The organism is Paenibacillus sp. FSL H7-0442 (assembly GCF_038593105.1).
Classification (GTDB): domain Bacteria; phylum Bacillota; class Bacilli; order Paenibacillales; family Paenibacillaceae; genus Paenibacillus; species Paenibacillus polymyxa_D.
In genome coordinates, this window is record NZ_CP151963.1 from 2010823 (window position 1) to 2029574 (window position 18752).

Annotated in this window: 13 protein-coding genes; 6 read left to right on the top strand and 7 right to left on the bottom strand. The window is 45.4% G+C overall.

Translation table 11 applies throughout. The annotated features are described in order from the left end of the window. The first annotated feature begins 327 nt into the window (after positions 1-327). Positions 328-1686: a branched-chain amino acid transport system II carrier protein gene (brnQ, locus tag MHH57_RS09210; protein ID WP_342435031.1), complete on the top strand. Its 1359-nt coding sequence runs from the start codon at positions 328-330 to the stop codon at positions 1684-1686. A gap of 15 nt (positions 1687-1701) precedes the next feature. Here the strand turns inward: brnQ and MHH57_RS09215 are convergent, their stop codons facing one another. After that, positions 1702-2622 (bottom strand): AraC family transcriptional regulator, encoded by a 921-nt coding sequence (locus MHH57_RS09215; protein WP_029516781.1) that lies wholly within the window; start codon positions 2620-2622, stop codon positions 1702-1704. Positions 2623-2802: 180 nt separating this feature from the next. On the opposite strand from MHH57_RS09215, the gene yicI reads away from it, so the two are divergent. Continuing rightward, complete coding sequence (gene yicI, locus MHH57_RS09220) at positions 2803-5127, top strand: alpha-xylosidase (RefSeq protein WP_069011369.1); 2325 nt, start codon at positions 2803-2805, stop codon at positions 5125-5127. A 144-nt stretch (positions 5128-5271) separates the two neighbouring features. On the opposite strand, the gene MHH57_RS09225 is transcribed toward yicI, so the two are convergent. Further along, entirely contained in the window at positions 5272-6225 is a 954-nt protein-coding gene (locus MHH57_RS09225) for a serine hydrolase (RefSeq protein WP_069011370.1), read from the bottom strand. A gap of 272 nt (positions 6226-6497) precedes the next feature. Between MHH57_RS09225 and MHH57_RS09230 the strand changes: the two genes are divergently transcribed. Together MHH57_RS09230 and MHH57_RS09235 are read left to right on the top strand one after the other, a co-directional pair. Continuing rightward, positions 6498-8216: a HAMP domain-containing methyl-accepting chemotaxis protein gene (locus MHH57_RS09230; protein ID WP_342435032.1), complete on the top strand. Its 1719-nt coding sequence runs from the start codon at positions 6498-6500 to the stop codon at positions 8214-8216. A 90-nt stretch (positions 8217-8306) separates the two neighbouring features. Beyond that, the gene (locus MHH57_RS09235) at positions 8307-9617 is read left to right on the top strand and encodes an MFS transporter (RefSeq protein WP_342435033.1); all 1311 of its coding nucleotides are present in this window, start codon (positions 8307-8309) and stop codon (positions 9615-9617) included. A gap of 92 nt (positions 9618-9709) precedes the next feature. On the opposite strand, the gene MHH57_RS09240 is transcribed toward MHH57_RS09235, so the two are convergent. The 3 genes from MHH57_RS09240 to fsa form a co-directional block, all read right to left on the bottom strand. After that, entirely contained in the window at positions 9710-10909 is a 1200-nt protein-coding gene (locus MHH57_RS09240) for an MFS transporter (protein ID WP_029516786.1), read from the bottom strand. 1 nt (position 10910) lies between these two features. Then, the gene (locus MHH57_RS09245; RefSeq protein ID WP_029516787.1) at positions 10911-11366 is read right to left on the bottom strand and encodes a MarR family transcriptional regulator; all 456 of its coding nucleotides are present in this window, start codon (positions 11364-11366) and stop codon (positions 10911-10913) included. Positions 11367-11563: 197 nt separating this feature from the next. Beyond that, positions 11564-12211, bottom strand: coding sequence for a fructose-6-phosphate aldolase (gene fsa / locus MHH57_RS09250; protein WP_013309811.1), 648 nt, complete (start codon positions 12209-12211; stop codon positions 11564-11566). Between the two features lie 218 nt (positions 12212-12429). Between fsa and MHH57_RS09255 the strand changes: the two genes are divergently transcribed. Together MHH57_RS09255 and MHH57_RS09260 are read left to right on the top strand one after the other, a co-directional pair. After that, positions 12430-13107: a CBS domain-containing protein gene (locus tag MHH57_RS09255; RefSeq protein ID WP_049816861.1), complete on the top strand. Its 678-nt coding sequence runs from the start codon at positions 12430-12432 to the stop codon at positions 13105-13107. A 22-nt stretch (positions 13108-13129) separates the two neighbouring features. After that, positions 13130-13750, top strand: coding sequence for a TraX family protein (locus tag MHH57_RS09260; RefSeq protein ID WP_039274832.1), 621 nt, complete (start codon positions 13130-13132; stop codon positions 13748-13750). A 91-nt stretch (positions 13751-13841) separates the two neighbouring features. On the opposite strand, the gene MHH57_RS09265 is transcribed toward MHH57_RS09260, so the two are convergent. Both MHH57_RS09265 and MHH57_RS09270 read right to left on the bottom strand, forming a co-directional pair. After that, complete coding sequence (locus tag MHH57_RS09265) at positions 13842-14840, bottom strand: polysaccharide deacetylase family protein (protein ID WP_342435034.1); 999 nt, start codon at positions 14838-14840, stop codon at positions 13842-13844. Between the two features lie 119 nt (positions 14841-14959). After that, a complete protein-coding gene (locus MHH57_RS09270) occupies positions 14960-18655 on the bottom strand; it encodes a non-ribosomal peptide synthetase (protein WP_069011375.1) in 3696 nt (1231 codons plus the stop codon). Positions 18656-18752 lie beyond the last annotated feature (97 nt).

Genomic DNA, 18752 nt, shown 5'->3' on the forward strand with positions numbered 1-18752 from the left:
CCTACCGGGTGTGTGTAACTACATCTATGTCTTGTAAGAAATAAGTCCTACGTGTAAAATTCTCTTATAGTTCATTAAGCTCACTAAGTAGGAGGAGAAATATAGGGTAGCCTCATAAGTGCAAAAGCAAGGGGATGAAATGATTCATTTTTGCAAGTACAAAGTTACTTGAAACGATGATCGTATATAGAGTAACATACTCTAGGCAATCAGATGCCGTTCTTTGAATGCAACAATTGGCTACGTTCCTATTAACATACAGTATACAAAATTAAAAGAAAACGAATAAAAACAAAATGTTGTGAGTTCGTGGTTGGAGGATTTATTATGTCTAAAAGTGTTTCTACGTCCTTTATTATCATTATAGGATCAATGCTATTTGCCTTATTTTTTGGTGCAGGGAATCTAATCTTTCCACCTATGCTTGGGCAAATGGCCGGAAAGAATGTATGGATAGCCAATGCGGGTTTCTTGGTTACCGGTGTCGGCTTACCATTACTAGCCGTCACAGCCTTTGTTTTTTCGGGCAAAAGCAATTTGCAAACTTTAGCGAGTCGTGTACATCCAGTATTCGGTCTTGTCTTTACAACAATCCTTTATCTAGCCATCGGGCCTTTGTATGCAATTCCTAGAACCGGTAGTGTGTCATTTGAAATTGGAGTAAAGCCTTTTTTTTCAGACAATGCAGATCATCCTGTCGCACTTTTTGTATTTACTATCCTTTTTTTTGCAGTTGCATGTTTGTTGTCACTTAATCCTACAAAAATTATTGATGTCATCGGAAAGTTCCTAACACCCATTAAATTGACATTCATTGGATTACTTGTGATTGTAGCTATTATTCACCCAATAGGAAAATTCCAAGAACCTGCGGAGGGTTATACATCCAATGTCTTTTTTAAAGGCTTTCAAGAGGGTTATTTAACATTGGACGCTCTTGTAGCCTTTATTTTTGGAATTATCATTGTGAATGCGATTAAGGATAGAGGGGTTAATACAAAAAAAGAGCTGATGATCATTTGTGGCAAAGCGATAGCAATTGCGGTTATACTCTTAGCTTTTATCTATACGTCTCTTTCATACATGGGAGCTTCTAGTGTTGAAAAACTGGGCATTTTAGGAAATGGTGCTGAGGTGTTAGCTAAGGTTTCCTCCTATTATTTTGGATCTTATGGATCTATTCTATTAGGCTTAATGATTACAGTAGCGTGTTTAACGACAAGTGTGGGGCTTATCACTTCCTGCTCTTCCTTTTTTCATGGATTATTTCCAAAAGTCTCTTACAAAAGAGTCGCTCTCATGTTATCTATATTTAGTATCCTTGTAGCCAACATAGGTTTAACACAGCTCATTAAGGTTTCAACGCCAGTATTAATGGCAATATATCCTATTGCTATTTCTCTAATATTTTTAACTTTTTTACATCCCGTATTTAAAGGAAAGTCAGAAGTATATCAAGGCAGTTTGATATTAACCTTTATCATTAGTTTATTTGATGGCTTGAATGCTGCTGGAATAAAAATTAATGCAATTAATGATTTTTTCACCCATTTTCTCCCATTATATAATGTAGGGTTAGGGTGGTTAATTCCCTCTGTTTTAGGAGGTGTAGCTGGCTATATATTTACTAAATTAAGAGGAAGAAAAATAATTTTAGTACTTATGAAGCCCAAAAAAAACAAATAATTTATCCTATGCATATCAGTCTGTTATATAAGGGACAGCAAGCGCCTGATCTGCTTCGTGCTGCTTACGGTACTGCGAAGGGGTCAGGCCTTTCCATTTTTTAAAGGTCGCAATAAAGTAGCTTAGATTGTCAAATCCAACATCCAGCGCAATATCAACCACTTTTCGATCACTTTGCTCCAACAACCTGCAAGCCTTTTGAATCCGATGATAGTTGATATATTCTACCGGGCTTTTCTGAACCATCTGCTTAAAAAAACGGCAGAAATGTCCCTCGCTCATTCCAATCTCATCTGCGATTTCCCGTAAACGTATAGGCTCATGAGCATGACTGTTGATATACGCCAACGCTTTTTTGATCCGTTCAACTTTGTTGCGCTGACCCGCCATAATCACATCCTCTCCGTTAGCGGGAGTCATGTGTGGGTACAGGCAGGCGATCATGCTATAGAGCTGTGCCTTGGTCGCCAGTTCACGGGCAGGCGCATTCTTTTCATGGCTGGTGATAATGTATCGCAATGCAGCCAGCACCTCTTGCTCCCAGAGCTGCACGCCGCGAATGTGGGGGGGAGGGACAAGCTTTTTACTGATAAATGGGTCAATAAACTGCGTCTGCACCGTATCCTGCGTGCGGCTGTGCAGTATGTCGGGGTGAAACACCACCGCAGAAAATACACAGCGAGGACTTTTTTGTAAATAACCGGCGTGAAGCTCGCCACTGTTTACAAAAAGGGCTTCACCTTCGCTAACCTCCGTATAGACCATATCCGTCTGAAATACAGCGGTCCCTTGTTCCACTACGATAAACTCCATTTCCTCATGCCAATGGGACTCCAATATACTATTTCCGTTCAATTGCTCTACGCTCGGATATACGCTGACTGGATACATGGGATTGCCGTGAATGCGGTTTTCTCGTAACATTTCCCTTTGCATTTCAATGATTCCTTTCGGCAAACTGATTTATATAGAAAACATCAAAATATTGATACAATACGTCAAAATAAAAGAAGTAAACCCTTACATAAATCAATATTATTATAGTGAGGATTTCGAAAAAATCCAACAAGCGATTTGGAATCAAGAATATAAAGATTGAGACGGAGGAAGGAACAGATGAAATTTACAGATGGCTATTGGTTGGTTCGCAAGGGCTATGAAATACAAAATCCTGCTGAAATCCGTGATATCGTGACGGACGATGCTTCCATGACGGTATATGCAGCAACCCACCGGATCGAGCATAAAGGAGATACACTGAACGGAGCGTTGCTGAAAGCGACCTACAGCTCGCCTATGCCGAATGTCATTCGGGTACGTCTAAACCACCATAAGGGACGGGTGCATCAGGGACCGGATTTTGAAATTCACACCTTGCCAACAGAGGTAGGCATTACGGTGGATGAGGACGCAGCGGTACTGAAAAGCGGCGATCTGAGTGTGCGAGTCGGTCGTGGAAAGAGCTGGGACGTAGGCTTTTATGTCGAGGATCGCAGAGTCACAGGTAGCGGACATCGGGGACCAGGCTATATTACAGACCCGCAGGATCAGCCTTTTTTTCGGGAACAGCTGGAGCTGGGCATCGGTGAGTACGTATACGGACTCGGAGAGCGTTTCACTCCGTTCGTAAAAAATGGCCAAGTGGTCGATATCTGGAATGAAGATGGCGGGACCAGCAGTGAGCAGGCCTATAAAAACATTCCATTTTATCTATCTAATAAAGGGTATGGTGTGTTCGTCAACCATCCGGAAAAGGTATCCTATGAGATTGCATCGGAAAATGTATCAAAGGTTCAGTTTAGCGTCTCCGGCGAATCGTTAGAGTATTTTATTATTGGAGGAGCTAACCCTAAAGAGGTACTGGACAATTACACCAAGCTGACGGGTAAGCCTGCATTACCACCAGCCTGGACTTTTGGTTTGTGGCTGACCACTTCGTTCACAACAGATTACGATGAAGCCACAGTGAATCATTTTGTGGACGGGATGGCTGAGCGAGATCTGCCACTCTCGGTATTCCATTTTGACTGCTTCTGGATGAAGGAATACCAATGGTGCGATTTCCAGTGGGATCAAGACATGTTCCCAGACCCGGAAGGCATGCTGCAAAGATTGAAGGCAAAGGGGCTCAAAATTTGTGCATGGATCAATCCGTATATTGCTGAGAAATCCATTTTGTTTGATGAAGGCATGGAGAATGGTTATCTGGTCAAAACCGCCGATGGTGGCGTGTGGCAATGGGATATGTGGCAGGCGGGGATGGGGCTGGTTGACTTCACGAATCCGGCTGCAGTCGCCTGGTACCAGGATAAGCTGAAGGTGTTAGTAGATCAGGGGGTAGATTGCTTCAAAACTGATTTTGGCGAGCGCATCCCTACCCATGTGGTATATCATGACGGATCTGATCCGATGAAAATGCATAACTATTATACGCATTTGTACAACAAGGCTGTATTTGATGTGCTGGAGGAAAAGCTGGGTAAAAATGAAGCCGCGTTATTTGCACGTTCCGCTACAGCCGGGGGGCAACAGTTCCCGGTTCACTGGGGAGGAGACTGCTCGTCGACGTATGAGTCGATGGCGGAATCCTTACGAGGCGGTTTGTCGCTTGGTTTGAGCGGCTTCGGCTTCTGGAGCCATGATATTAGCGGCTTTGAGTTAACGGCTGCGCCGGACGTATACAAACGGTGGGTACAATTTGGACTTCTGTCCTCCCATAGCCGTCTGCACGGAAACGAATCCTATCGCGTGCCTTGGCTATTTGACGAAGAATCAGTGGATGTGGTGCGTAGCTTTACAAAACTCAAATGCTCGCTAATGCCATACCTGTATCCTTCTGCTGTGGAATCCTCGGTAAAGGGACTGCCGATGATGCGGGCTATGGTATTGGAATTCCCGCAGGACCCAACCTGTGCAACACTGGATCTGCAATACATGCTGGGGGATTCCATTTTGGTAGCCCCAATCTTTAATAAAGAAGGCAATGTACAGTATTATGTACCAGAAGGTCAGTGGACAAATTTACTTACGAATGAGAGAGTGTCAGGTGGTCGTTGGGTCAACGAGCATCATGATTTTACAACTTTGCCTGTGCTCGTGAAGCCGAACACACTGTTGGCAATCGGTCATGAGGACAGTCGTCCGGATTATGATTATGCTGATCAAGTGGCGCTTCATTTGTTTGAGCTTGGTGAGGGGCAACAGGCTCGAACGGTTATCGTGAATACGTCAGGTGAAGAAGAGTTAACGGTTATTGCCAGCCGCAAGGATTCTGTCATTACAGTGAAGGCAGAAGGTGCTGTTAAACCATGGTCGATCGTCCTGCGCGGTATCCACGAGGTTGTTCAAGTGGAGCAAGGCAGCAGCCAGTCGGGAGAACAGGGTGTAATTATTACACCAGCTTCCAGTGGACAGCAAGAGCTTACGATTCACTTGGGCTAGGTAAGGCGCTAGAAAGTGGATGAAGTATGTCACAATGTAGCGATTATATGTAAAGAAAGGGCTTGCTTGATCCAACAGGCAAGCCCTTTTTGATGCAGATTTTTGATAGAATCAGTTGCAACTTTTAGCATTGGTTATCTACTCCTATCCATTCTGCTGGAGTAGTAGCGGTACAATATACTGCCGGAAAATATCCACAGGAGTCCGTTTCTTTTTGAATTTATCGGCGGTAACGACAACAACCATGTCATACGACGGGACGACAACAATATATTGCCCACCAAAGCCGAGAGCGTAAAAATAGTCCGTTTCACTTCCTGTATCTGTTCCATCTGAAAAGGAAGAAGTCCACCAGTGCCATCCGTAAAATGCTTTTTGTGGTTTGGCAGCAGGGAGAAACGGACGGGTTGAATATCGAACCGTCTCTGCTTGGATGATCTGCCGTCCTTCCCAGCCTCCTTCATTCAGGTAAAGCTGCCCGAATTTGAGCATGTCCATTGGCCTGAGATGCAGTCCGAAGCCTCCCGTATGAGTGCCCTGAGGATCGGTTTCCCAATGGTAGCTTTCGATACCGAGCGGTTGGAATAATTGCTGTTCGGCAAATTCAGCAACTGTTTGTCCAGAAACATGACGTAGTATGGTGGCCAAAAGTTGAGAACAGCCAGAACTGTACTCCATTCGCGTGCCTGGCACATCCGATAATGGCTGTGAAAGTACAAATTGCACCCAGTCTGACGTTTTGCTCATGGTAGGAAAAGAGTTTTGTCCGCCAAACTCCGTCCAGTTAAAGCCTGCGGACATCGTCAGCAGATGTTCAATCGTAATATCATGTTTTCGAGAATCACTATCTGTGGCCAACTGGGGAAAGAATTCGAGGATCGGCGTCTCCGGTTTCGGTCCCTGTTGCTGGTTCATAGCGATACTAACTAATGCAGAAATCACGCTTTTGGTGCAGGAATTTATTTTATAGAGTTCGTTAGCAATTTGAGGTTCACGATAGTAATTCAAGATCATGTTACCCTGCTGCTCAATAAGGCAGCTGCGGGTTTCCAACTCGTTAAGCACGTGAATAAGCGGTTTGAGCTCCAGACTGTTCATGCAGATCCTCCTTGAGGCTTATGCTATACCAATACATAGTATATCATTTAAATAGTCTGAAATTCGAAGAGTACAAACTGAAAACAGTTCATTTACCTAATTTTGAATTTTTTTGTTTTTTGATATTAAAAAAGATATATATGTTCACTGAATAGACATAAATATATTTAAAAATCTATACACTATTTTCTATTTCATTCAAAAAAACAATCGAATAAAACGATATATAGTAAGTTGGACATTTTATTCAGAAATAACTGGGGGACCGATTCATGAATTTAACGATTAAGGCCAAAATGATTCTTAGCGCGATACTGATCCCGAGTGTGATTGCAGCAATGCTGCTGACCAATTACATTTTAAGCGTACATAGTGAGAATGAGTACAAGGATATTATGAATCGTGAAGAGGCTATTGCGTATAACTCGAAGTCTCTTCAATTTTTGTTAAACGGCATATCTAATGATGAGCGGGCATATTTGCTAACTCGTGACGAACAGTATGGGAAAGAGATCGGAAACAAGCAAAGTGAAGTTGCAAAGTTGCTACAGGAGACAGAAGCTCTGCTTAGTACAGGCAATGAGGATTCTAGTAAAAAGATGACTGATCTCAAGACGGGGATTAATACCTATATGAATCAAGTTCATCGTTTACTGACTACAGCGGGGTATCAGAGTACAAGAGATGACGCTTTCCCGCCATTTTCTGATTTGCTCGATGATTTTGAAAACGAACGGGTGTTGCGCAAGCAACTTGATACCAAGGTAGTAGCCTTCGTCAAAGCTCAAGAGGATATGGTGACGGTGAAAGTACAGCAAGCGCACCAAACGATGACGAATACATCCTTGATTACGAGTATTGTAGGGCTTCTGGTTATCATTTACAGTATTTTTCAATCCATCGTTCTGATTCGTTCAATTCGTCCATTACACCATATGAATGAGCAACTGTTGGAAATGTCTGAAGGTGGGGGAGATTTGCGTAGCCGACTGGATATTACGTCCAAAGACGAAATCGGTATGATTGCAAGCTCCTACAACAAGCTTATTGAGGGATTCCGCAGTATTATAGTGGATGCTCAGGATACGGCGCGTACATTAACCGTAACCGCAGAACGGGTTAGCGTAAGTACAGAGGAAATGAATCAGGCCAATCGTCATACTTCCGGTGTAATGGAAGAATTAGCGGCTGGTATGGAGCATCAGGTCGACGATATTACACAAACTACAGATACTGTGAAAGAGCTTGCCCACGAACTGGAGCATATTGCAGCTACGAGCCAGCAGGTATATGAGTTGTCTGATACAGCCGCTAAAGATGCAGAAGCAGGGGAACAATCTATAGGTCAGGCTATGCGTCAGATGGAGAAGGTAAGCGTAAGTGTAGACAGCTCTGCACGTGCTGTACGTTCACTTAGTGAACAGGCCGAACAGATTGGCATGATTGGAGCTGTTATTACTGGAATTGCTAAACAGACAGGAATGCTGGCGCTCAACGCGTCGATTGAAGCGGCAAGAGCCGGAGAGCAGGGCAAAGGATTTGCAGTTGTAGCCTCTGAGGTAAGAAGATTGGCCGAGCAGGTATCGGTTTCAGCAGCAGAAATCACACAATTTGTGCAAAATATTCAGGAGCATGTTGGAAATGTCGCTTCCAGTATGCAGACAGGGACGGTTGAAGTGCAGTCTGGCGTAAAGGTCATGCAATCCGCAGAAACCGCATTTCGTCAGATTGGAAGTTCCATTCAACAGGTCAGCGAACAGATTCACAGTGTAAACCGGTCCGTAGAACAAATGTCCGGCGGATCAGAGCGAATGGTGGAAGCAGTAGAACGTATTCGTGAAGTAGCAGAGCAGTCGGCAGGGGGAACCCAGAGCGTCAGTGCGGCGGCAGAAGAGCAACTGGCTTCCATGGAGGAAATTGCATCATCTATTCATACACTGGCGGATATGTCGCAGCTACTAAATGCAAGGGTCGGTGGATTTAAAGTGTAGCCGTATAAATCCCCACCAATGTAAACACAATAACATCTGTAGAACAAATCTGAACAGCTGTGTTATTACTTTTGCAAAGGTGGTAACGGGATGCAACAAAATAAGGGGAATCTGCTTGCGTTAGGTTCCATCCCGCTGATGATGACGCTGGGTAATTCCATGCTGATTCCTGTGTTACCGGAAATCGGACGTAAGCTACATGTAAGCTCTTTTCGGATTAGCATGTTGATTACAGTATATGCGGTGGTGGCCATTTTACTGATACCGATTGCGGGCTATCTCTCCGACCGATTTGGCCGTAAGGCGGTGATTGTTCCCTGTCTGATTCTGACGGTGATTGGTGGGGGGATTTCTGCAGCGGGAGCATGGCTGCTTCACGATTCGGCAGCATACTGGACCATTATTGCAGGCCGTCTACTTCAGGGTGCGGGAGCAGCAGGGGCTTTTCCTATAGTCATTCCGCTTGTGGGTGATCTGTACGAGAATGAGGATGAGGCCAGTAAGAACCTGGGGGTCGTCGAGACTTACAACACATTTGGCAAAGTGCTAAGTCCGATACTCGGTGCCGCATTGGGAGCTGTTCTATGGTTTTTGCCACTGGCCGTAATTCCAGGCCTCTGTCTGATTTCGCTCATTTTGGTGCTTTGGCTGATCCATGTGCCTAAGCGTAAGAACCAACCGATTATGTTTCGGGAGTTTGTGGGAAATGTGAAGCGGGTGCTTGCCGAAAAAGGACGTTGGCTCTATGCTATTTTCGCTATGGGCGGCATTTGTATGTTTGTCATTTTTGGCGTCTTGTTCTACTTATCCGACATCTTGGAAAGTCGTTACAACCTCCATGGAGTGTGGAAAGGTTTTGTGTTAGCCATTCCGCTGATTTCCCTCTGTCTGTGTTCTTATGTAGGAGGCAAGATCATCGGCAAGCACAAAAAGCGTATGAAGTGGATCGGTTTTAGTGGTTTGGCCATATTGACGATCAGCTTTGCCATTCTCGGATTTATCCAAAATATTTATGCGGTGATCGGACTGTTTGCGTTAGGGGGCGGCGGAATTGGGCTTGCGCTGCCTTGTTTGGATTCTCTCATTACAAAGGGAATTGAAAAAGAGGAACGCGGAACCATTACTGCCCTGTATAGCAGCATGCGCTTTGTCGGGGTGTCACTAGGCCCTCCGGTTGTATCCTTGCTGCTGGGCAGCAGTGGACATGGTCTGCTCTTTGGCGTGATGGCCGCAGTGGGAGGCATTGCAGCTCTGCTGATGCTGTTTGCGGTCAGACCCAAGCAGGATGAACCCACAGATGACAAATCCACGGACCGTATGAGTGTAAATGAGGAGCAAACAAGCGTGTCCCGGGAAAAGCCTCGTTCTCCCAAGCTAAGACGCAAAACTCCTGCGAAATAAATGAAAAAGCACCCATTGTCCATGAAACCATGGCAACGGGTGTTTTTGATAACTAAGCAAGTAAGAGCTAATGTTCATTTGTAAAATATAGTCTACCCTTCTAGAGGGAGATGCGTCTTAGGCTTGCGGCTCACAACGATTTGTATGACATAGATTAGTAAGAACAGTACAACAAACAGCGAGGAAAGACGGTACATCCACGCATAATCACTTGCTTTGGCGATAATGCCAAGTATAAGCGCTCCGGCTGCAACCCCGAAATCGAGGGAATTGAGAAACATACCGTTTGCCATGCCCCTCTGTTTAGGAGACACGACCTGAATCATCCAGGTTTGGAGGGTCGGCTGCATGACACCAAACCCGATACCGTAGCAAAGAGCAGACATATACATGAAGACATCACTGTGTGCGTAGGAAAGCAGGATCAGACCGCCAATTAAAAACAGGGAGCCAGGGATGAGCAGTGCTTTTGCCCCTTTTTTGTCATAAATACGGCCCGAGAAGGGACGCACGATCAACACGGATACCGCATTAAACAGGAAAAAGTAGGCCGGATGTGCCAGATTTGCTTCATCCCCGTAAAGCGCCATAAAGCCGAGTAATCCACCATATGTGATAGACATCAGCATGTTCAACAAGGCGGGAACCCACAATTTACGGTTAAATGCCGGTTTTCGCCCTTCTTCCAAAGGAACCATAGGTGGTTCGATGTGCCCTTTGGGTAGTGTACGAATCAGCCAGTAAGCCAACGGGAATATCACAACAATTACAGCTGCTGTCGTATAGGCAAGCAGGTTGAAACTCCCGTATTGAAGCATCGAAATGCCGATGGTCGGCCCAATCGACATCGCTAGACTAGTGGACAGACTAAAGAAGCCCATTCCTTCACCGAGACGTTTGGGCGGGATGACGTCAGAGGCCATCGTTGGAAAGGCCGTGCTACTCATACCGAAGCCAATCCCAAATAACATCCGCATGAGCAGAAGCACTGTAATCGTTGGCGAAACACTGTACCCCAGCGTTCCTGCCAATGCAAACAGCAGTCCCACGAAGATCAGGGTACTGCGATGTCCTTTTTCCAGCATACGGGCTGAAAAGAGTCGTGCTGCAATCGCACTTAAAGCGAATAAGGTGGTAACGAGACTCACCTGAACGGAACTAGCGTGGAATGTATTTTTCACATAAGAAGGAATGGAAGATAGGATCATCTGTAATTCCAGAAACAAAAATAAATTGGAAACCGTAAGAACGATAAATTCCTTGGTCCAAAGAGGTTGCTTGCCTTGTTGCATATTAATCGTTCTCTCCTTGTTTTTCTGATTCGGTCATGTTGGCGTGAATTTGTAAAAGAGTCCGGCGGAATTGCTTCAGATCGGCCGAGGAAATTCCTTTTACAAAATCGTGATTGGTATCAAGTTCGACAGGAAGAGTCTTCTCCACAAGCTGTCGGCCTGTTTCAGTCAGATGAAGCAAATAGGCCCGACGATCCTGTGGGCTATTTACACGCCGTACCCAGCCCTTCTTGTCCAACAAATCAATAATTCGAGTCGTGGTAGGCTGGTCCTTCACGGCCTTAGCTGCAATTTCTTTCTGATTTAAACCCTCAGCCTGATAGATTTGGAACAGAACCGACCATTGCTCTGGGGAAATATCATAAGGTTTGAGGCGCTGCAAGAGCTGCTGACTCATTTTGCGGTGAGTAATCCCGAGCAACATCCCAATGGAACAATCGGGAGGCAAGTTATTCATAGGTACTCCTTTCTGTTTCCCGTACATAAATTACTTTGAAATTAATTAGTTGTTATAACAATTATATGAACAACAAGTTATTTTGTCAAAAAAAGTTGTTCAGCGTTTTGGGTTCTGCTATCACTACAGCAAAAAAAACAGCCCGTAAAATACGGGCTGTTTGGGTTGATATAATATCGTTTGCCATGACTGGCGAATTAAGCTTTAGGTACGGTTTCCCAGTCCTTCAGGAAGCGTTCGATACCACTGTCTGTCAGTGGGTGTTTCCACAGAGAAGGGAGCAAGGAACCTGGAATGGTGGCAATATGTGCACCAGACAGAGCAGCATCTTCTACATGCTTAATATTGCGGATGGATGCGGCAATGATTTCGGATTTCAGACCATGAATGTCCAAAATTTGTCTCAGTTCACGAATCAGCTTCATACCGTCAACAGCGATATCATCCAGACGTCCTACGAACGGGCTGATAAAAGTAGCGCCAGCTTTGGCTGCCATCAAACCTTGAGCCGCGGAGAAAATCAGTGTTACATTCGTTTTGATTCCGTTCTTGGTCAGCTCGTTACAAGCATACAAGCCATCTTCAGTCATAGGAAGCTTGATAACCACGTTCGGTGCCCACTTGGCGATATCATAAGCTTCTTTGAGCATATCTTCAGCCTTCAGACCAATAACCTCAGCACTTACGGGACCTTCAACGATACTGCAAATCTCCTGAATGACTTCCTTGAACACTCGACCTTCCTTAGCGATCAGTGAAGGGTTCGTTGTTACACCATCAACCAGACCCAAACGTTCAATACGTTTGATTTCTTCAATGTTACCAGTATCCAAGAAAAATTTCATTTGATTTCCTCCTCAGGTTTATATAATACATAATACATATCACATGCGATGTACAATAGTTCATTATAAATGTAGCATATTGCACACGTTAAACTTATAATTAGTATGTATTACATTCTTAATTGTGACACATTTTAAATTTGAAAACAAGCGGTGTATGATTAAAATTTGATGAATTGTCGGAAGATGCTGAAATTTACCGATCTACGCTCTTTATAATGTATTCTACCCCACTCCATAAGGAGGTAATCATTATTCAACTGTCTGAAAGACAGCGGGAAATTGTTGATATTGTCCAGCGTCTGGCACCTGTTACGGGGGATAAAATTGCTGAAACACTGGGATTGACGCGTCCGACTCTCCGTTCTGACCTTGCTCTGCTCGTTATGCTCGGACTGGTGGATGCCAAGCCGAAGGTAGGCTACCTGCCAGGGCGTCATCCTAAATATGATAGTCATATCGGCAACATGCTCAAAAAGCTGACGGTGGCGGATATACTTAGTGATCCGATTTTGATTTCCGGTGACACTACCGCCTATGATGCGGTGCTGATGCTGTTTCAGCAAAATACAGGTACCCTGATGGTCACAGGAGAGGAGCAGGAGCTCATTGGAATTGTTACCCGCAAGGATTTGCTGAAGGTCATGCTGGGGCATACCGATCTTCACACCGTCCCGGTGACCATGGCAATGACGCGCCGGGCCCAAATGACGACGCTTGCTCCAGAAGACACTTTACTGGAAGCGATATCGAAACTGATTCGGCATCAGGTCAATTGTCTTCCAGTTTTGGACGAGCAATGTAGCTCCTCAACTCCAATTCGGGAGTTGGTAGGGCGGGTTACGAAAACGGACATCATGAACGCCATTCTGAGCTTGACAGAAGATAAAACGTAAAACATAAATAAGGGGGCCTTGTATGTACTGGTTGGCCATGCTGACGATGCTGATTGACCATGTCGGACTTGTGTTTTTTCCGACGGATCCGGCTTGGAGAATTGCCGGCAGGCTTGCTTTTCCAATCTACGCGTACGCGCTGTATGCGGGATATACTCATACCCGAGACATGCAGAGCTACATGCTTCGTCTACTCGGACTGGCTCTGATTTCTCAGGTGCCCTATATGCTGGCGTTTGATGTGCTTAGACCGAACGTAATCTGGACGCTATTGGCCTCGTTGCTTGCGTTGGCTGCTGCATCCCACTTAAAGCATTGGACGGCTGTAACGTGTCTGTACGTCGTCTCAGCTCTGGTTATGGAGCTCAGCCAGATGGATTACGGAGCCTATGGACTGCTGTTGGTTCTGATTTATCGATACACCCGTTCATATATGATGATTGCAGCCCATTTTGTTTTGAACGTAGTGTATGATATGGTGCATCACGCGAATCTTCAGCACTTTAGTCTGCTGTCCAGTATTCTGATCGTATGTTTTGCAACTGGAGAAAGCGGATTTTATAGTCGGGTACCGCGTTGGTTGTGGCGTAGCTTTTACCCGGTACATCTGGCTGTTATCGCGGCAATTCGCATCTGGCCCTAATCTACATCTCATACATTAAAAAAACCTTTAAAACCACGACATAAAATGGTTTTAAAGGTTCTTTTTTATCCTTCAATAAGCTAGCCAACGTTTAGGATACCTTGTTGGGACCTTGAGCAAAAGGAAGTGGGCGAAGGGGAGCACCTTCCTTCATGTATTGCACCAATACTTCGGGAATATTGTGTATTCCACCTGCATTGACGCGATAGCCGTTCGTTTGCCCTGGCGAGTTAATCCCGCGTTTCACCGTAAACGTAACGTCAATACCCAAGGAACGGCAAATTTCCATCGTCTCCTTGGTATACCCACCATAAGGGAAGGCAAGTACATTCTGATCATTGTGTAGATGCTTGAACAGCTTCTTGTCAGCCATGTCCAAATCGGTAGAAACTCGCTGTTTGAACTCATCCTCGGTTTCCATTCGCCCCAGCTTTTTCGAATACACTGGAGCCATCAGAAGCGGCTTTTGTTGGGTGCGCGCTGTGTTGGAGTATCCGTAAGCATGCTGGTCATTGGTATGATTGTAGAAATCAATGCCTTCAGCATGCATCTGATGAATTTGATCCCATGTCAGCTTTGGAATACCAATATGTTTGGGATTGCTGATCGTGGACGTGATGAGAAAATTGGTTGCCGGTACCTGGTACTTTTTCAACACAGGAAAAGTGTCCGTATAAAAGGACTCGTAGCCATCGTCGAATGTCATAAGTACCGCATTATCAGGAACCTTGGCTTTATGTAAAATAAAATCCGTATACTCTTTCATCGTGATCCAGTGGAAGCCGTTAGCTTTCATTTCGTCCAACTGCCTCGTTAAATTACTAAGCTTGAGAGCACCGGGATCAGGTGGAGTCTTGGTCACCTCATGATACATCAGGACAATTACTTTGTTTTGGTAATATACTTTATCTGGTGTAGACGTCATTGAAAATAAATGGCGTACCAGTCGATCTGCATTAGCTGTGCGTGTACGATGAGCCCCTTTAACTGTAGGTGTGTGGTATATGCTACGTGCTTCATACACCAAAATTCCTAAAATAGCCAACAAACTTATGATTAGCAACGTTCTTTTAAAAAAAGTGTGTTTCATTGAATGACATCCCCCGCATGCAAAAAAATTCTGAAAGTATAGAGGTTTATACTAGATATGAAACTAGCAAAATCTAGTCTATCATACCGAAAACACGCGGGGGAAATATCACAACTTTGTTACCTCTGTGTAGCTTTTACAGATACCGGTGAAGAGGTCGGGAAGTAACCGATCTCGACGGCATGCTGGATCATGTTCCGAATAAAATTCAGGTCGGTTGCCGGGCATTGAACGCCAGCTTGTTCCAGCAGAGCTGTGGTTACAGAGCATCCGTAACGGTAAGCTGAATCCTTGGCTCCGTCACCTTCTAGTTGTCCCATAGCAAGGTGAAGTGCATCCTCCTGAATGCCGGAAGACGGATTTAGCAACCAGGCGCTGTAATCGTCAAAAGGCAGGGTTTCTACTGCGTAACCGAGTTGGTTTACCATAGCGATCAGTTCATCATATGGCAGTGGGTTCGGATTGCAGATATGGAAAATACGGTTTGCGCTTTTTTGATGAACAGACAGCTCTACGATAGCACGGCTGGCGTAATCAATCGGTGTGAAGTCCGTATGCCAATCGGCTTGTGGCGCTTTGCCCAGCAGCAGCATCGCCTTCATCATACGATAATAAGCATTGCTATCAATATTTCGCTGGAAGCGTCCGTTGGCCGAATGGGCTGTCAAATTACCCGCGCGATAGATCGAGACAGGCGTACCGGCCTGAGCTGCTTGGAACAACAGCTTCTCCGCCGCGAGTTTACTGTTCGTGTACAGATTGTCCACGTTCAATTCATCTGGGAAGGCAGAAAGCTCCAATGCCGACTCCCATTTTCCTTCGTTAGCAAGATCCTCCGGTATTCCCATAGTGGAGACATGATGGAAGGATACTCCCGGCTTGGCTTGGGCGATTTTCAGCAGTTCCAGTGTTCCGGTCACATTCGTGCGATCGAAGGCTGCCGAATCACCAAAATGGCGTACGTCAGCGGCGCTGTGAATAATGCCGTCGATTTGGTGCTCCAGCATATGGCGGTCGACAGAAGAGAGACCCAGATCAGCTTGCTCCAGATCCCCATAGACAGCCTTCACTCGTCCTTCGATCAAGCTGGAGATATCATGTCCAAAATATCCCGTCAATACGGACTGAATACGCTCGATACCAGATGGACCGTCCTGAGAAGGGCGTACCATCGCGTATACTTTGGCTTCTGTTCGTTGAAGTAGGTCATACAAAATGTGCGAGCCCAGATAGCCTGTAGCACCGGTCAACAAAATCACGCGCAAGTCGCGGACTTCAGCTAAGTCAGAAGCACCAGATAACTCAATAGGATGCTCATTCAAGTCCATTTTTTCTTGAGAAATCGCGAGTGGCTTGCGTTGCGGCATTTGTTCCGTACCTAATTGTTCCACGTATTCAGCAAGCTCACGAACGGTTTTGTAGCGGAAAAAATCTCCGATGCGCAGCGCGCCATAACGCGGCTTCAAAATAGCCAGCACATGGATGACACGAAGCGAATCGCCCCCGATCAGGAAGAAATCATCGGTAGCGCCAATGTTATTTTTACCAAGCACTTGAGTCCATGCTTCGGCAATGAGTGTTTCGGTTCCTTCTCGGAGAGGTTCCCCGCCAAATGAAAGATCAGACGCTTCCGGTAGTGGTCGCAGGGCCAGCTTTTTGCGATCGATCTTGCCAGTTGGTGAAATTGGCATAGCTTCCAAATGAACGACATGACTCGGTACAAAATAAGAAGGCAGCTTGCCCCCAATATAAGACTGAATAACGTCCTGTGGAATAGATTGTCCATCCGAAGTGGTGAAATAGCCAACTAGCATGTTCTGATCTGTGTGATCTTTGACGGCTACCACAGCGACGTCCTGAACACCTGGATGTTTGGAAAAATGGTCTTCAATTTCTCCGATTTCAATCCGATTTCCACGAATTTTGAGCTGCGAATCCTTGCGGCTTACGTATTCAATCGTACCGTCTGGCAGCAGCTTGGCGATATCACCCGAGCGGTACATTTTTTCACCCGGAACAAAAGGATTGTCCACGAACGATTGCGCTGTACGTTCTGGCTGATGGAGATAACCATGGGCCAATGCAGGAGTAGCAATACATACTTCACCCGGAATATTGACTGGGCAGAGCTTGTTATCATCGTTAACGATATACACTTTGTAATTGTAAATCGGCTTGCCGATCGGGATATTGACGACATGCTCAGGCACGGCACCACGGACCCGATGGGTCGTTGTCGCTACGGTGCATTCGGTCGGTCCGTATACGTTTACGATGTCGGTATCTGTACCGAACTTGCTTTGGAACGCTCGAACTTGGGAGCCGTACAGCGCTTCGCCTGCTACAGTAACAATCCGTACCTTAGCGAGTTTGCGATAGCCTTCGTCTGACAAGTACGTAGATAGCTGATTAAAGAATACAGTTGGCAAAATGGTAATAATCGTCGTGCCTGTACGTGCAATGGCTTCAGCGAATTCTTCAACAGATACACGCTCTTCAGAAGACAGCAAGTACAATTTTGCACCGTAAAACAAGGCTCCAATGGTATCCCAAACGGATGCATCAAAGCTGTAGGTTGCAAATTGGGTCAATACATCCTGAGGTGTAATGTCGCAATCGCGTTGCACGACAGCTCCTAGGTTAACAACACCGCGGTGAGCGATCAGGGCACCTTTCGGTTTGCCTGTAGAGCCGGATGTATAGATGACATAAGCTAGATCATCCGGACTTACACGAACGTTCGGATTGCTTGCAGCATAGCCTGCCAGCGGCCCGTTAATAGCTAAAATTTCTTTTACCGTTTCAATAGAACCGCACAGTTCAGTCGCTTGTTCCATAAGTGCGGAAGTTGTTAATACAAAAGGAGAACGCGTGTCTTCGACAATGTAGCTACTCCGGTCAGCGGGGTGGGCGGGATCAACAGGTACATATACGCCTCCGGCTTTTAGGATACCAAGCAGTGAAATAACGGTCTCTAAGCTCCGTTCCATGAAGATGGTCACGAATTCACCTTTGGTAAGACCTTTGGATAACAAGACACGTGCGACTTGGTTAGCGCGTTCGTTCAACTCACGGTACGTGTACTCTCCAGTGTGGGAAGCAATAGCCGAACGATCAGGGTATTGTGAAGCCGCCTCCTCAAACATTCCATGAATAGTTTGATGCTCAGGATATTTCACGACTGTATTATTTAAAGCTTCGTGAGCAGCTCGATCTGCATCCGATAATATATCAATTGAATTCACAGGTGCATGGCTGTTGGTTAGCGCGCCACGCAAAAGGGTTTCAAAGTATTCTGCGTATCGGACAACCGTTGTTTCCAGCAAGAGTGATTGATCATATCGTATCTGTATTTGATAAGCGCCATTGTGTTCACTGACAGCCCAATCCATAATACGGGATTCTACACCGCTGTCCGTAGGCAGATTTGTCGAAAATGAAGTATCGGCTTGTGGTTCCGCAAGGTATGCACTTGGCTCACGGAGCATCTCCTGAAATAAGTCTGCTAGTTCATGAAAAGTCGTTTCCTTTTCGACTGTCAGCGAAGCTGTAAGCAGACCAGTTTGTGGCACGAAAGTAGAAAAAGAAACTTCTTCTTCTGCGGAAAGGCGATATACCCATGCAGTATATGCTGATAAGAGCAACGCTTGTTTGTCTCCCGCAGTTTTTTGCTGATTTAATTGTTCCGAGATGGACGCTTCTAACTCTACTTGATAAGTAGAGGATGTATGCTTGCGTTGTATACGTGCATAATCCAAGGGAACTAGGAATGGGGAAGGGGTTGTCTGTGTACTGTTTTGTAGTAATGAAGCCATTACGCTAACCTCCTGAATGTATGATGTCTTAATATAAATGGTAAACTCAGTAAATGCCTCGCTCCCTTCAAATGCATGAACAGGAGGGAGGCATTAC

Coding starts and splice junctions, on each gene's coding strand:
- brnQ (WP_342435031.1), top strand. CDS start 328: ATGTCTAAAAGTGTTTCTACGTCCTTTATTATCATTATAGGATCAATG.
- MHH57_RS09215 (WP_029516781.1), bottom strand. CDS start 2,622: ATGCAAAGGGAAATGTTACGAGAAAACCGCATTCACGGCAATCCCATG.
- yicI (WP_069011369.1), top strand. CDS start 2,803: ATGAAATTTACAGATGGCTATTGGTTGGTTCGCAAGGGCTATGAAATA.
- MHH57_RS09225 (WP_069011370.1), bottom strand. CDS start 6,225: ATGAACAGTCTGGAGCTCAAACCGCTTATTCACGTGCTTAACGAGTTG.
- MHH57_RS09230 (WP_342435032.1), top strand. CDS start 6,498: ATGAATTTAACGATTAAGGCCAAAATGATTCTTAGCGCGATACTGATC.
- MHH57_RS09235 (WP_342435033.1), top strand. CDS start 8,307: ATGCAACAAAATAAGGGGAATCTGCTTGCGTTAGGTTCCATCCCGCTG.
- MHH57_RS09240 (WP_029516786.1), bottom strand. CDS start 10,909: ATGCAACAAGGCAAGCAACCTCTTTGGACCAAGGAATTTATCGTTCTT.
- MHH57_RS09245 (WP_029516787.1), bottom strand. CDS start 11,366: ATGAATAACTTGCCTCCCGATTGTTCCATTGGGATGTTGCTCGGGATT.
- fsa (WP_013309811.1), bottom strand. CDS start 12,211: ATGAAATTTTTCTTGGATACTGGTAACATTGAAGAAATCAAACGTATT.
- MHH57_RS09255 (WP_049816861.1), top strand. CDS start 12,430: ATGTATTCTACCCCACTCCATAAGGAGGTAATCATTATTCAACTGTCT.
- MHH57_RS09260 (WP_039274832.1), top strand. CDS start 13,130: ATGTACTGGTTGGCCATGCTGACGATGCTGATTGACCATGTCGGACTT.
- MHH57_RS09265 (WP_342435034.1), bottom strand. CDS start 14,840: ATGAAACACACTTTTTTTAAAAGAACGTTGCTAATCATAAGTTTGTTG.
- MHH57_RS09270 (WP_069011375.1), bottom strand. CDS start 18,655: ATGGCTTCATTACTACAAAACAGTACACAGACAACCCCTTCCCCATTC.